Source organism: Proteus sp. STS61-E (genome assembly GCF_040932335.1).
Taxonomy (GTDB): domain Bacteria; phylum Pseudomonadota; class Gammaproteobacteria; order Enterobacterales; family Enterobacteriaceae; genus Proteus; species Proteus mirabilis_B.
Genome location: NZ_JBFQGE010000003.1, coordinates 427,946 through 443,080 on the forward strand (window position 1 = coordinate 427,946; position 15,135 = coordinate 443,080).

14 protein-coding genes are annotated in these 15,135 nt (G+C 36.4%); 8 read left to right on the plus strand and 6 right to left on the minus strand.

Features of this window, described 5'->3' with window-relative positions; all coding sequences use genetic code 11:
• Positions 1-32: 32 nt before the first annotated feature.
• Together AB4J89_RS10185 and rlmM are read left to right on the plus strand one after the other, a co-directional pair.
• A complete protein-coding gene (locus tag AB4J89_RS10185; protein WP_075671732.1) occupies positions 33-428 on the plus strand; it encodes a DUF423 domain-containing protein in 396 nt (131 codons plus the stop codon).
• Positions 421-1,518 (plus strand): 23S rRNA (cytidine(2498)-2'-O)-methyltransferase RlmM, encoded by a 1,098-nt coding sequence (gene rlmM / locus AB4J89_RS10190; protein ID WP_088494684.1) that lies wholly within the window; start codon positions 421-423, stop codon positions 1,516-1,518. Before AB4J89_RS10185 ends, rlmM begins: the two co-directional genes overlap by 8 nt.
• A gap of 128 nt (positions 1,519-1,646) precedes the next feature.
• Here the strand turns inward: rlmM and xni are convergent, their stop codons facing one another.
• From xni to queF, 3 genes are all read right to left on the minus strand, one after another.
• Positions 1,647-2,396: a flap endonuclease Xni gene (xni, locus tag AB4J89_RS10195; RefSeq protein ID WP_098941999.1), complete on the minus strand. Its 750-nt coding sequence runs from the start codon at positions 2,394-2,396 to the stop codon at positions 1,647-1,649.
• Between the two features lie 6 nt (positions 2,397-2,402).
• Positions 2,403-3,770, minus strand: a complete 1,368-nt coding sequence (gene ppnN, locus AB4J89_RS10200; RefSeq protein ID WP_088494686.1) for a nucleotide 5'-monophosphate nucleosidase PpnN — start codon at positions 3,768-3,770, stop codon at positions 2,403-2,405.
• 91 nt (positions 3,771-3,861) lie between these two features.
• Positions 3,862-4,707: an NADPH-dependent 7-cyano-7-deazaguanine reductase QueF gene (gene queF, locus AB4J89_RS10205; protein ID WP_311755327.1), complete on the minus strand. Its 846-nt coding sequence runs from the start codon at positions 4,705-4,707 to the stop codon at positions 3,862-3,864.
• A gap of 156 nt (positions 4,708-4,863) precedes the next feature.
• On the opposite strand from queF, the gene syd reads away from it, so the two are divergent.
• The 6 genes from syd to AB4J89_RS10235 all read left to right on the plus strand — a co-directional run bounded on the left by syd (position 4,864) and on the right by AB4J89_RS10235 (position 10,942).
• The gene (syd, locus tag AB4J89_RS10210; RefSeq protein WP_088494688.1) at positions 4,864-5,415 is read left to right on the plus strand and encodes a SecY-interacting protein; all 552 of its coding nucleotides are present in this window, start codon (positions 4,864-4,866) and stop codon (positions 5,413-5,415) included.
• 466 nt (positions 5,416-5,881) lie between these two features.
• On the plus strand, positions 5,882-6,205 hold the full coding sequence (locus AB4J89_RS10215; RefSeq protein ID WP_088494689.1) for a YqcC family protein: 324 nt from the start codon (positions 5,882-5,884) through the stop codon (positions 6,203-6,205).
• Positions 6,206-6,213: 8 nt separating this feature from the next.
• A complete protein-coding gene (truC, locus tag AB4J89_RS10220) occupies positions 6,214-6,978 on the plus strand; it encodes a tRNA pseudouridine(65) synthase TruC (RefSeq protein WP_088494690.1) in 765 nt (254 codons plus the stop codon).
• A gap of 302 nt (positions 6,979-7,280) precedes the next feature.
• Positions 7,281-8,726, plus strand: coding sequence for a PTS glucose transporter subunit IIBC (ptsG, locus tag AB4J89_RS10225; protein ID WP_311755328.1), 1,446 nt, complete (start codon positions 7,281-7,283; stop codon positions 8,724-8,726).
• A 157-nt stretch (positions 8,727-8,883) separates the two neighbouring features.
• Positions 8,884-10,410: a hypothetical protein gene (locus AB4J89_RS10230; protein ID WP_368469116.1), complete on the plus strand. Its 1,527-nt coding sequence runs from the start codon at positions 8,884-8,886 to the stop codon at positions 10,408-10,410.
• A gap of 88 nt (positions 10,411-10,498) precedes the next feature.
• On the plus strand, positions 10,499-10,942 hold the full coding sequence (locus AB4J89_RS10235; RefSeq protein WP_368469118.1) for a flavodoxin: 444 nt from the start codon (positions 10,499-10,501) through the stop codon (positions 10,940-10,942).
• 144 nt (positions 10,943-11,086) lie between these two features.
• On the opposite strand, the gene AB4J89_RS10240 is transcribed toward AB4J89_RS10235, so the two are convergent.
• From AB4J89_RS10240 to glnD, 3 genes are all read right to left on the minus strand, one after another.
• Positions 11,087-11,473: a DUF3461 family protein gene (locus AB4J89_RS10240; protein WP_006535910.1), complete on the minus strand. Its 387-nt coding sequence runs from the start codon at positions 11,471-11,473 to the stop codon at positions 11,087-11,089.
• A gap of 70 nt (positions 11,474-11,543) precedes the next feature.
• Positions 11,544-12,368, minus strand: a complete 825-nt coding sequence (gene dapD / locus AB4J89_RS10245) for a 2,3,4,5-tetrahydropyridine-2,6-dicarboxylate N-succinyltransferase (protein WP_088494694.1) — start codon at positions 12,366-12,368, stop codon at positions 11,544-11,546.
• Positions 12,369-12,402: 34 nt separating this feature from the next.
• Complete coding sequence (gene glnD / locus AB4J89_RS10250) at positions 12,403-15,048, minus strand: bifunctional uridylyltransferase/uridylyl-removing protein GlnD (protein ID WP_368469120.1); 2,646 nt, start codon at positions 15,046-15,048, stop codon at positions 12,403-12,405.
• Between the last annotated feature and the right edge of the window lie 87 nt (positions 15,049-15,135).

A 15,135-nucleotide genomic window follows, 5' to 3' on the forward strand; every position in this document is an offset into this window, starting at 1 on the left:
GCAAATATCTTCTAAATAGGAAGGAATAAACAGTGAATAGTCGTACATTGCTTATGTTTTCCGCGATTAGTGGCTTCTTTTATGTTGCTTTTGGTGCATTTGCAACTCATAAGCTAGCACCTCATTTATCGCCACAACATTGGGATTACATTCAGTTAGCGATGCGCTACCAAATTGTCCATACCTTATTACTTGTCGGGATAGCGGCAATGTTAATGCGTAAAACCATTTTATGGTTTTATTGGGCAGGTATTTTCTTTGGTGTTGGTATTCTACTTTTCAGTGGTAGCCTTTATTGTATGGCGCTAACACAAGTTAGATTGTTATCTTATTTTACGCCAATTGGTGGATTTAGTTTTCTTATTGGTTGGGCTTTAATTTTTATTGGCGCTTTGCGTCTAAGGGCACCGGCGTCTCGCCATGAATAAAGTTGCATTATATTGTCGCCAAGGTTTTGAAAAAGAGTGCGCGGCTGAGATTACGGATAAAGCAGGTCAAATCGGCGTTTACGGTTTTCCTCGTGTTAAAGAGGGAAGTGGTTATGTGATCTTTGAATGTTACCAAGAAGGTGATGCAGACAAGATCGCGCGTGAAGTGAGTTTTCGTGAATTAATTTTTGCTCGTCAGATGTTTGTGACAGGTGAGTTACTTAAAGATTTACCGCCAGAAGATAGAATTACACCCATTGTTGGAATGCTAAAAGGTGCTGTTGAAAAAGCGGGTGAATTGCGAGTTGAAGTTGCAGACACTAACGAAAGCAAGGAATTATTAAAATTCTGCCGTAAATTTACGGTGCCATTACGTAATCATTTACGTAATGAGAAAATTTTGCTGAAAGTTGAGAATTTTAGCCGTCCTATTATCCATGTGTTTTTTATTGCACCGGGATGTTGTTATGTTGGCTATTCTTATAGTTTCAATAATTCTGCATTTTACATGGGTATTCCTCGATTAAGATTCCCATCTGATGCACCAAGTCGTTCGACACTGAAACTTGAAGAAGCATTTCATATTTTCATTCCTTATGACGAGTGGGAAGAGCGTTTAGCAAGCGGAATGAAAGCGGTCGATTTAGGCGCATGCCCCGGCGGTTGGACATATCAATTAGTGAAGCGCAGCATGATGGTACATGCTGTTGATAATGGTCCAATGGCACAATCTTTAATGGATACGGGACAAGTTCGTCACCACCAAGTTGATGGTTTTAAATTTGAACCTACATCTAAAAATATCACATGGCTTGTTTGTGATATGGTCGAAAAGCCAGCTAAAGTGGCAGCATTAATGACGACTTGGATTGCTAATGAATGGTGTCGAGAAGCTATCTTTAACCTAAAACTGCCAATGAAAAAGCGTTATGAGGAAGTTTCTCATATCCTTGAAAAAATAAAGTCAGAGTTAGCGGAAAAAGGGATCAACGTTAAGATCCAAGCTAAGCACCTTTATCATGATAGAGAAGAGATCACGGTTCATATCCAAAATATTTGGGCTGCTTATCGACCAGACCGTGAATTCTAAAAACACTTAAAGTACATCGAGTTATCGATGAAAATAAAAGGCGAAGCTTCTGTTTATAAGCTTCGCTTTTTTTAATGGCTAGTTATTTAAAAATATCAGTGAGTTGAGTCTTAATGATGAGAACTTGGCTATTTTAAACGTAACTGTTGTAGATTGCCGTTTAATTGAATATCAGTACGTAATGTGGTGATTTTCCGACTAATAAATGCAGACTCTTTATGGGTAATAAGTTTGTTTTGCCATTTAGTAGGGACATCATCAATATGTTGATAAAGCGATTCTAGATCTGGGTGAATTTGTAAAAGCTCAGTGGCACTTTTCGGTCCAATACCGGGGACACCTGCCACTTTACTGCTACTGACTCCCGTTAGTCCCCAATAGTCGGTAAGTTGAGATGGTTCGACACCAAATTCAGCTCTAATAAACTCTAAATCTAACCAGCGTCGCTGAAAATAATCACGTATACGAATAGAGGGCGAAAGTAATTGGCAATAACCTTTGTCCGTTGAAATAATCGTGACTCGAAAACCTGCACTTGCTACTTTGGTTGCCAATGTTGCAGCAACGTCATCTGCTTCATCACCGCCCGAGTGCCAGCTCTGTATTCCTAAATTAAGCAACATGGCTTTAATTTCAGGTAATTGTTGTCGCAAGTCATCAGGCATTGGTGTGCGACCCGCTTTATAATCAGGTAAGAGTTGGTGTCGCCAACTACCATCTCTGTCATCTTCATCAAAGACCGCTACGGCATGAGTAGGTTGTGTGTGCCCAAGTAGTTGGTTGACGCTCTGTTCACACACTGTTTGGCAGGAAGAACCTGATGCCGCATGAATGCGGCGGATCAGGTTTAAAGCATCAATAATCAGCAAATGTATCATAATAAATTAGCTGATAATCTCGTAACATGGTTGGTAAGCTGTACCGCCCGGAAGTTTCATACGATGTTGCTCAACAAAGCCCGCCAATAAAATATCCATGCGACGCATAATTTCACGATCACCATGAATTTTATAAGGGCCGTAAGCTTCAATCGCCTTCATACCTACTTCTTTTACGTTACCTGCAACAATACCCGAGAACGCACGACGTAAATCAGCCGCTAATTTTTCAGGTGATTGATCGGTACTTAAGTTAAGCGATGCCATATTTTCATGTGTTGGTTCAAAAGGATGCTGTAAATCAGCATTGATCTTCATTGACCAGTTAAAGCTATAAGCATCACCAGTACTGCGACGATTATCTTTTACCAACGGCATGTATTTTTTCATGATACGAGCAACTTCAGGTGCATCATCAATAATAATTTGATAATGGCGTCGAGCTTCGTCACCTAATGTATTTGCGATAAAATCATCTAGTACATTAAAGTAGTCTGCACTCTCTTTAGGGCCAGTTAAAATCAGTGGTAACACTTGGTCTTGGTTTTCTGGTGACATAAGAATACCAAGCAGATACAGCAATTCTTCTGCTGTTCCTACACCACCTGGGAAAATAATAATCCCGTGTCCAATTCGAACGAACGATTCCAGACGTTTTTCAATATCTGGCATAATGATCAGTTCGTTAACTAATGGATTTGGTGGCTCAGCTGCAATGATTGAAGGCTCTGTCATACCAATAAAACGGCTATTTTTATAACGCTGTTGAGCATGGCCAACGGCAGCTCCTTTCATTGGTGCTTCCATCGCACCAGGTCCACAGCCTGTGCAGATATTGAGTTCACGTAACCCTAATTCGTTACCTACTTTTCTGCCGTAAAGGTACTCAGTTTCATTAATTGAGTGACCACCCCAGCAAACGATCATATTAGGATCTTCATCAATATGAAGGGCTCGTGCATTGCGCAAAATCGAGAAAATAGTATTAGTGATATGAGTACTATTTTCTAAGTTCAGGTGAAGATCACGCTTTGCTGTTGTGATTTGCCCATGAACAAACAATATGTCACGAAGCACTGCAAATAAGTTAGCTTGTAGTGAGCGAATAATTTTTCCGTCAACAAAGGCGTCTTCAGGAGGGTTGACTAACTCTAGTTTTACGCCACGTTCACGGCGCAGTACGTTAATATCAAAATCTTGGTATTTAGATAACAGTTCTTTACTACTATCAGTAAGGCTACCAGAGTTGAGAACAGCGAGAGAACAATTGCGAAACAGCTGATAAAGATCACTGCTTGCGGTTCTCTTTAGCATATCAACTTCTAGCTGTGAAAGCAGATCCATGGAACCTAATGGGCTGACATGAGTTATCACGTAGGACTCCTTTTTCTCCTGAAATAACAAACTGAAGTGCAACTGATCTTGGTATAACACAGATCATATTAACATACAGGCATTATTCCCGTTATTGTCTGGCTAATCGACTAATTTCTGGAACAAACTCACAATTACTACGCCAAGGATTGATGTCTAATCCACCACGTCGCGTATATCTTGCATAAACAGTTAATGTTTCTGGTGCACATAATTGCATGATATCGTGGAAAATTCGCTCAACACACTGTTCATGAAATTCGTTGTGTTGTCTAAATGAAACTAAATAGCGCAGTAGTTTTTCACGATCAATCTTTTTACCCTTATATTGAATAGCGACTGATCCCCAATCTGGTTGATTGGTAATAAGGCAATTTGATTTTAACAGATGGCTGACAAGGGTTTCTTCAACTTGTTTATCGGTTGTTGATTCGTTTAACCATTGCACATCAAACTGATAATTATCGATTTCAATATCTTGTTCATCAATACACTCTCCAGCAAAATCAACAATAGGTTGTGATGTAAAATGCGAAAGTGGATAAACGGTCAGATTAACTTTGCCTTTAGCACAAGTTGTTAAATCTTTAAGTAATGTTTTTTCGACGATATCCCAACTTTCAAAACGAGTCTGATTAAAACTGTTGAGATATAATTTAAAACTTTTAGATTCAATAAGATTTTCAGTGGTTGCATCTAATTCAACATGACCAATAGCGACTTGTGGTAAGCCTTTGCTATTAAGCCATGAGAGCTCATACATAGTCCAAATATCACCACCATGAAAAGGTAAATTTTCAGCAGTTAAAGAGAGTGAATCTCTATTTAGGCTACGTGGTACACCTTGCAATAATCCGGCATCATATTGATCATGATATTGAGTCTCTTTGCCCAGAGATAATGCTTCAAGAGATTTATCACCTTGATATAAAGACATAACTTACATCCTAACTTTAACTGAAAATAAAAGAAGGTTAATTATACTATTGAAACATCAATAGTATATGAATGCTTTATTTTTGATGCTCTGAATTAGTGAGATAATCAGGTAACATAAAGGAAATTCTTATTTAAATAGATAAAACAGATAATCATGACTGAAAACATCTCCTCTGAATTAAAATCCTTTACGCAAAAATATGTTGATTTATGGCAAGAAAAATCAGGCTTACCTCCTGCAAGTGAAGATCTTTATGGTGTTCCTTCTATTTGTATATCAAGAACAGGCGATGAAGTTGTTTACTGGTTACCGCAGCCTTTTGTAGGAACAGATAAACTAGAAAAAGTTGAAAAGGCGATGGGGATTATTATTCGTCCTGAATTGCACGATTACTTTACCACTCAGTATGCTGGTGATATGCAAGTTCGTTTTAGAGAGGTAGATTTCAGCTTGATCCAAGTGTGGAGTGAAGAAGATTTTATTCGCTTACAAGAAAATATTATTGGTCATTTAGTGACACAAAAACGTTTAAAACTTACACCTACATTGTTTATTGGTACCACAAATTCAGAGAATGAAATAATTTCAGTGTGTAATGTTTCCGGTGAAGTCATTCTTGAAACTTTCGGCAAAAAGAAAAGAGAAGTTTTATCTGAAAATTTATCTCTTTTTCTATCAGAATTAGTTGCTGTATATAATGACTGACGTACTCTATAAACCTTTTTTCTTGTGAGATATATCTTACAAAAAAGAGTGTGTTTTTTTATCAAAAAGATGTCACTGAAAAAATAAAATTGATTTATTTAAGTAGAGCAATAAGTTATTAACTTATTGTTTTTATTTATAGTTATAGCGTTTTAATTGTTTCTGTTTTGTGGGTTGTTTAACTAATCAATTATTGGCATTCTACGTCCACCAACTAAGGGACTGCTTGGTGACCGATAAAATGTAGAGTAATCAAGGACACAGGAAATAGGATATTTCCATTAATGTGGATACGGACTTAATCACAGGGATAGATAAAAACGGTCTTGCTTGGATGCACGTGTTGTACAGACAACTATTTTTTCTTGTCTAAAAGGAGTTTCGGCTCCTTTTATTTTTTTATTTGTTTTCTGCTATTCCATCCCAATGTTATCCTTATTCGTAAGTTTTATATAAGGGATAAATGATGACACCAGAACAACGCATTTTAGCGAAATTGCTCTTGATTGAAGAAGAGATGAAGAACATTGAGCTATGGCAATTAGAATCTCCTACTGAACAAGCATTTGAAAGTGTTGAGCCTTTCTGTATTGATACAATGAGTGCTCATGAATGGCTACAGTGGGTGTTAATTCCGCGATTGTCATCGATGATTGAACGCGAAATGCCATTACCTAATACATTTGCAATCGCACCTTATTACGAAGAAGCATTTAAAGAAGATAAGAGCCGAGATGTTACTGATTTACTCAATCATTTGCGTGAACTTGACGCAATGTTTAAATCATAAGGCCGATAATGCTAGATATTATTTATCAAGATGAACATCTTGTTGCGGTGAATAAACCTGCGGGCTGGCTTGTTCACCGCAGTTGGCTAGATAGACATGAAACAGTGTTTGTTATGCAGACACTAAGAGATCAAATTGGGCAACATGTTTTCCCTGTGCATCGTCTAGATAGGCCTACTTCAGGTGTTTTATTAATGGCACTTTCTTCTGATGTTGCTAGAGCACTTTCTCAATCTTTTGAACAACATAAAACAGAAAAAATTTATCATGCTGTTGTTCGAGGATATGTTGAAGAGGCGTCTGTTATAGATAGCCCTTTGGTCGAGGAACTCGATAAAATTGCAGATAAATTTGCAACTCAACCCCCACAAATTCAAGATTGCGTAACACATTGCCTGCCATTAGGAATTGTTGAAAAAGAGGTTGCGATTGGGCGCTACCCTACATCTCGATTTAGCCTATTAGAGCTACGCCCTGAAACGGGTCGCAAGCATCAATTACGTCGCCATATGTCTCATATTCGACATCCGATTATTGGTGATACCGCTCATGGTGATTTACGTCAAAACCGTGGTGTTGTAAATCATTTTCAATCTCATCGCTTGATGTTACATGCAAGCCATCTAAACTTAATTCATCCAATTACATTGCAGCCACTTAACTTAACAGCTAAATGGGATCTGCCTTGGCAACACCTTATTAATCAATTTGGTTGGCGTGGATTAAGGCCTGAATTAGAGCAGTATGGTGAAGATTTAGCTCATCATTTTTAATTCCTTTCTTATTTTAAATATTGCTTTCAATACGTGACTATCAAGGCTTTTTTACTTAAGTCTTGATGGTTTGCGCAAATTTATAATTTATTTTAACTGCTTGTAAAATATATAATTCTATTAATTGATCTGAACACATGTTTTGAAACGTGACAGCTATCATGTATTCATCAATCGATTTATTTTATGATGTGAAATAAATAAGGCTTATCATTAGATAAGTTTATGAAATAAAGCCCACACTACTTTAAACAAATAAAAACTTACAACATATAAAAACCCACATTCCGGGAGTCTGCTTGATGTTTAAAAACCTATTTGTTGTTTTACAAAAAATCGGAAAGTCCTTGATGTTACCGGTATCTGTACTGCCTATTGCCGGTATTTTATTAGGGGTTGGTTCCGCTGATCTTTCATGGATACCTTCCTCTGTCTCTCAAGTTATGGCAGAGGCTGGTGGTTCGGTTTTCTCTAATATGCCACTTATTTTTGCTATTGGTGTTGCGTTAGGTTTTACCAATAATGACGGGGTATCAGCACTAGCCTCTGTAGTTGCTTACGGTATCATGTCTAAAACCATGATTGTGGTTGCTCCTTGGGTTTTAGGTTTAACTCCAGCAGAAATTGAGGCTCAACACCTTACTGACACAGGAGTGTTAGGGGGGATTATTGCAGGTATTATTGCCGCCTCTATGTTTAACCGTTTTTATCGAATCAAATTACCTGAGTATTTAGGATTTTTTGCAGGAAAACGTTTTGTTCCTATTATTTCAGGATTGATCGCCATTTTTGTTGGGATTATTTTAGCCTTTATTTGGCCTCCTATTGGTACAGCAATCCAGCGTTTTTCTGAATGGGCTGCGTATCAAAATCCTGCTGTTGCTTTTGGTATTTACGGTGTTGTAGAGCGTGGATTAGTGCCATTTGGTTTACACCATATCTGGAATGTGCCGTTCCAAATGCAAGTGGGTGAGTACGTAAATAGTGCAGGACAAGTCTTCCACGGTGATATTCCTCGCTATATGGCTGGTGACCCAACTGCGGGTATGTTATCAGGTGGTTTTCTATTTAAGATGTTTGGTTTACCAGCTGCTGCTATTGCGATTTGGCATTCAGCACGCCCTGAGAATCGTGTAAAAGTGGGTGGTATCATGATTTCTGCGGCATTAACTGCCTTCTTAACAGGGATCACTGAACCTATCGAATTCTCATTTATGTTTGTGGCACCTATTCTTTATGTAATTCACGCTATTTTAGCAGGCTTAGCATTTGTTATTTGTATCTTGTTAGGTATGCGTGATGGTACAAGTTTCTCTCATGGATTAATTGACTTTATCGTACTAAGTGGCAACAGCAGCAAACTGTATCTGTTCCCGATTATTGGCATACTTTACGCGATAACTTATTACTCTATTTTCCGCTTTTTAATCGTGAAACTAAACCTGAAAACTCCAGGTCGAGAAGTGGAAGATAAAAATACGAAACAAGCGGATAAAAGCGCGATGGGGCAATCTTTAGTCACTGCGTTTGGTGGTAAAGACAATATCAGTAGTTTGGATGCTTGTATTACTCGTTTACGTATTGGTGTTAAAGAAATTGAAAAAGTCGATCGTGAAGAATTAAAACGATTGGGAGCAGCTGGTGTGGTGGTTGTTGGCTCAGGTATTCAAGCTATTTTTGGTCCTAAGTCAGATAATCTAAAAACTGAAATGGATGAATACATAAGGTCTTTGGATTCAGGGGAATAATAGGTAGCAACGTTAAATGATAAAAACACCTTTATTTTTATAAATAAAGGTGTTTTTTATATATTATCAACGATGTAAATATAATTATTTTTTAAAATTATTTTTCATCATTCAATAGTATTGTTTCTATCACTTTGAATGAATAGAGAAATAATTTATGAAAATATCCTTTAATGACTTAGTAAACAGTTTGTCTGTAAATCATAAAAAAGAAAATACAAAATTTTTACTTTCAAATGAGATAACGGAATGTTCAAATACATTAACTAAAGATAATTTTTTTGTTTTAGAGGGTAAGGGAAAAGATACAGGGAAAAATATTTATATAGATAAAGCTTTTTTCCATAAAATGGAAAGTGAGCTTATTCATCTCATAAAAGATTACACTAAAGATAATTCATATCATTTGGCGAAGGTTCTTTCAGTGAATGATGCTCATAAAGTTAACTCGATTCTTATTCGTGAAGATAAGGGATTCTTTTCATTTTTAAATTTAGATTCACTCGGTAATGTGCGAGATTTCATTTCTAAATTAATAAAAAAAACAAATTCTTCTACTCTAAAAGATAATATCTTTAATAAAGATAAATGCCCAACTATACATATGCTTTTTAAAAAAGTATTATTATACAAGGCTGAGGTTAAATCATTATCTCAATTAGTTAAAGAGCTTAGTAATAAAACAAGTGAGTTAAACATTGGATGTGAATTACCCTATCAACTAGATAATCAAAATAATATACTTTTAGTTAAGCTTGGGGATCTAGAGGCTGCTAATTATGGTGTTCAATCTAATGACAAGCCTTATCAATACTCAGGTGGATCTAGCGATAGAAACAATAATTTAGAGAAAATAAAAAATATTATTACAGAATTTGAAATTCATTTTAACTTTCTTAATGAGAATATTAGTCAGTATCATGAAGTAGTAGATAATAGCTGTTTTTTTGAAAATGTTAAGGGAATTAATGATATTTTCAATTTTATTGATGGTAATGTAATTGAAAATATAAAAAAAATGCATTATAAATGTGATGATTTACTGTTGTTTAATAAGACATTGGTTAATTCCTTTAATGAAATTAATAGTAATTGTAAAGAATTGAATTTATTTCATCAAAATAATATTTATAATATTAATGATGATGTTATTCTAAAATTAGATGTTGATAATTTAGTACACAAACTGAAAAAGCTAAAGTCTAATACAGATTTTTTGAAAAAAAACATAGAGTCATTAAATGATTTCTCTACATGTCTCAGTCAATTTAACAATAGATTTAAAAATAAAATTTATAATTTAGAAAATAATGGTAAAAATATAGTTAGTGATTCAATAATGAAAGCTAAGGAGAAAACAAATGATTGCCTATCATTATTAGATGGTTTTATACAAAGAAAGGAAACAGGTTTTTTATCTAAAGTATATAAGTTCTTCTTTCCTGAAAAACATAATAAATCTTTGAATTTATTAACTGATTATAAGAATGAAATTAATAAGATATCATCTTATCTTGAGAACTATAAAGAAGAAAATGAATATTTACCTGTCCATGATATTGGTTTAATGGTTACATCAAAATTATCTAAAATAAAATATCCTAGAAATTTATTGGGTTATTTATATGGAGAAAATAGAAAGCTTGATAATTTTATTCAGTCTCTTTTTAAAAAGAATGAGTGAATTTGTTTTCTTGAGAATGAATTGAAAATATTATATGTTTGATGTTTAGTTTGTAATTTATCAAACAGTATTAAGTGGATCAAATATTATGGCTAAAATCGGCATTTTTGTAGGTACAGTTTACGGTAATGCATTAGCAGTTGCTGAAGAGGCTCAACGTATTTTGCTTGAACATAAACACCAAGCTAATGTTTATGAAGAAGGTACGCTTGCGGATTGGGAAAAATATTCGATAGTCCTTGTGATAACGTCAAGTACAGGGCAAGGTGATCTACCTGATACCATTGCACCTTTATTTCATGAACTGCGTGATAATGTAGGATATCAGCCAAATTTAAGTTATGGCTTGATTGCCTTAGGTGATAGTAGTTATGACTATTTTTGTGGTGCGGGGATGAAATTTGATGAGTTGTTACAAGAGCACCAAGCAAAGCGTATCGGCGAAATATTAAAAATAGACGGCATGGATGTTGCTGAGCCAGAAGTATTTGCAATAGATTGGCTTGAAAACTGGGTTAAACTATTAGATTAAATAGAAAATAATCCAATATTTAATTGGTTAACAAAATAATGAATAATATTTTTGATTTTAAAACACCGCTTATTTCTGTTTTATACAGTAAGTAAGCGGTGTTTTTATAAAACTAACACGCATATTAGCTAAAATTGCCTGTTATTAACGGCGAGTCAGCTTTTCTAAGTCGGCTTCAATTTCAGCAATTTTATTTGCGACAACATGCTCAAGGTGGCGTAAGTCATCTAGGATTTTATGTTTTAAATCGACTTCTACTTGGTCTTGTTGGCAAATTTGATCTAATTCTTCAATCACATAACGTAAGTTAGTATTGATTTCATTTACTTCTTTAAAACCTTGTCCTGACTGACCATCAGAAATTGTTTTACGTTGGCGTGGATATTTAAATTTTACGCTTTTTGCAAAGAATTCACCTTTATCTTTGCGAAAATAGATTTTTAAAATATCGTTGTTAGCTTCTTGGCGTAGGGTATAGCGGTCAATATCTTCAGGATGCGGGATCCCTAAATTTTTTAAATTATCGTACATATATTGGCACCTGATAGAAAGATGAATGAAAGAATAGCGAACAGAATTAATTCTATCCGCTGTTCTTATATTAGTCGATAGTTCTTAACAATTCATTAATACCAACTTTCCCACGTGTTTTAGCATCAACTTTTTTCACGATCACGGCACAGTAAAGGCTGTAGCTTCCATCTTTAGAGGGTAAATTTCCTGACACAACAACAGAGCCAGCAGGGACTCGGCCATAATGCACTTCACCTGTTTCTCTATCATAAATTTTAGTACTTTGACCAATATAAACACCCATTGAAATAACAGCGCCTTCTTCGACAATGACACCTTCAACAATTTCAGAGCGAGCACCAATAAAGCAGTTATCTTCAATAATGGTTGGATTTGCTTGTAGTGGTTCTAAAACACCACCGATGCCAACACCACCAGAGAGATGGACATTTTTACCGATCTGAGCACATGAACCTACCGTTGCCCATGTATCAACCATGCTGCCTTCATCGACGTAAGCACCAATGTTGACATAAGATGGCATTAAAACAGTGTTGCGAGCGATGTAAGCCCCTTGTCTAACGGCTGCGGGAGGAACAACGCGAAAACCTTCTTTTTCAAAACGAGCTTGATCGTAATCAGCGAACTTCATAGGCACTTTGTCAAAATAGCGACTTTCACTGCCATCTATCACTTGATTGTGATTAATACGAAAAGAGAGTAGAACCGCTTTTTTTAACCATTGATGAGTCACCCACTGACCGTCAATTTTTTCTGCGACACGCAGTTTTCCGCTGTCTAGCAGTGTAATAACGCTATTAATAGCATCACGAATATGAGGCTCAACGTTGTTTGGTGTGATATCTGCACGATGTTCGAAGGCGTTATCAATAATAGTTTGTAATGCTTGCATCAATAGTATTTCCTATATGTATTGTCGTGGGTTCCTATATTTTATCCTTTGAAACTAGGGCTTTTGTCAACCTTTCTACGACTTCATCCTTCATTTTTTGGTTTAATGCCTTATTTTCGCTATCGGTTAATACAAAGAAATCCTCAACACGTTCACCTATTGTGGTTATTCGAGCACCATGCAATGAAAGTGAAAGATCAGCAAAAACTTTACCAATAATTGCTAACAATCCCGGACGATCGCGTGCAAATAGCTCCATATAGGTGCGCTTATTATGATTAGAGGCTATAAAATTAATTTTTGTTGGAACGTCAAAATGGCGCAACTTGGCAGGTAATGAGCGTGTTTTTGCATTGGCGTTGTAAGGGGCGGATACAACTTGGATAAGAGCGTTGCGGATTGCATTATATCTATCAATTGCCAGAGGTTTACCATTCGGTTCTAACACAATAAAAGTATCCATCGCCATATTATCTCGGTTAGTAAAAATTTGAGCGTTATGGATACTTAAATTACGTCTATCTAATTCACCTGCAACAGATGCAAACAGAGAAGGCCTATCAGCACACCAAATAAAGATTTCAGTACCACCATGTTCAGTTTGTTGACTGATTAGCACCATTGGTTCAGCGCTATTATGCTCAATTAATGCAAGTGCATGCCATGCAATTTGTTCTGGTGTATGCCGTAAAAAATAGTCGGCATGGCAGCGCCCCCAAATTGCTTGCAATTTTTCTTCATCGACCTGTTCCATTCGTAAAATAGTTAGTGCTTGCAAACGATGATGTCGAATACGTTCACGTAAGTCGGGAATAGAGTGCATACCTTGGCGTAACTGGTTTTCTGTTGATAGATAAAGTTCACGTAATAAGCTCTGTTTCCAGCTATTCCATAGACTGTTGTTGGTCGCACAGATATCAGCAACAGTTAAACACAAAAGATAACGTAATCGGCTTTCATTTTTTACTTCCGATGCAAACTGAAAAATAATGTCAGGATCTTGAATATCGCGTCGTTGCGCGGTGACAGACATAAGTAAGTGATGACTAACAAGCCACTCAACTAAAGCTGATTCTCTCTGATTTAAACCATGTTGCTGAGCAAAATGAGCAACGTCTTGAGCGCCTAATACGGAATGATCACCATGGCGACCTTTGGCAATATCATGAAAGAGTGCAGCTAAACGTAGTAATTCAAGTTGAGGAAGTTTGGGGTAAATATCAACACAAAGTGGATGTTTTTCATGGTTTTCATAAGAAGCAAAGCTTTCAAGTTTTTGTAAAACACGAATAGTGTGTTCATCAACGGTGTAGGCATGAAATAAATCAAACTGCATTTGACCTACAATATTATTCCATTGCGGGAAATAAGCCGCGAGTACACTGTGTTTATGCATTGGGACAAATGCACCAGAAACCGCACGAGGGTGGCGTAATATCTGCATAAAAACTTGACGTGCGAGTGGGTATTCACATAAAGGCTGTACTAAATGTCGGCGAGCATAACGTAAATGGCGGAGTGTTGTTGAATAAATTCCAGTGATCTCTTTATGCTCAGCCATACGCAAAAAGAGACGCATAATAGCGATAGGATCATCGAGGAAGCAACTGTCATCAACAACATCAATTAACGAACCTCGTAGCTGAAATTCACTATCTAATGGACGCGGTTTTACATTAGGTTGCAGAGCAAGAATAGCTTCGTCAAATAGCTGAAGTAACATATCATTTAACTCACTAACACGACGAGTTACGCGATAATAATCCTTCATCATTTTTTCAACAGGCTGATTGCCTTCACCTTCATAATTTAAAAGTTGGGCAACATTGAGTTGTCTATCAAATAAAAGTCGATTGTCATAGCGAGAAAGAACAAGATGGAGAGCAAAACGAATTTTCCATAGTGTGTATTGACACTCTAATAACTCTTGTCCCTCTGCTGGCGTCAAAAAGCCAAAATTCACCATTTCAGAAACTGATGCCGCGCCAAAGTGACGATGTGCTACCCAAATTAAAGTGTGGATATCGCGCAGTCCACCGGGGCTACTTTTGATATCAGGTTCTAGATTGTAACTAGTGCTATGATATCGCTGATGTCTTTGCTTTTGTTCTTCAACTTTTGCAGCGAAAAAATCAGGTGATGGCCAAAACCCTGGGCTAAAAATATGATTAATTAATTGCTGGTAAAGCGAGTTATTCCCACAAATAAGACGAGCTTCTAGTAAGTTTGTTGCAACCGTTAAATCTGAAAGACCTTCTAAAAGACATTCTTCCATGGTTCTAACACTGGCACCAATTTCAAGGCGTACATCCCACAGTAGCGTAATGAGTTTGCTGACTTTATCTTCAGCCTCTGGTGATAAAGGAGCTTCACTTAAAAAGAGAAGGTCGATATCAGAAAGCGGATGTAATTCTTGTCTACCGTAACCACCAACAGCAATAATACTAAGATCAGAATAATCAGATAGCTGTGTATAGTGCCACAATTGCGTTAATAGTTGGTCAATGAAATGGCTACGAGCTTGAAGTAATAAAGCGACATCAACATCATGATGAAAAGCATCTGTTAACCAAGATTGAAATTGTTCGATTGATTGCTTAAGTTCAGCGCAATTTTGTGTATTATCTGTCAGCAAAAAAGGGGAAGGGGGCGGTGTTTGAAATGCGTTTTTATTAGTCATTATGCGTCTTCTTTCTCAATGTTTGCTTATGACATTAAGACTAATGTTAAAACGATAAACTGACTAGCGATTCTGCCATTTCACAGC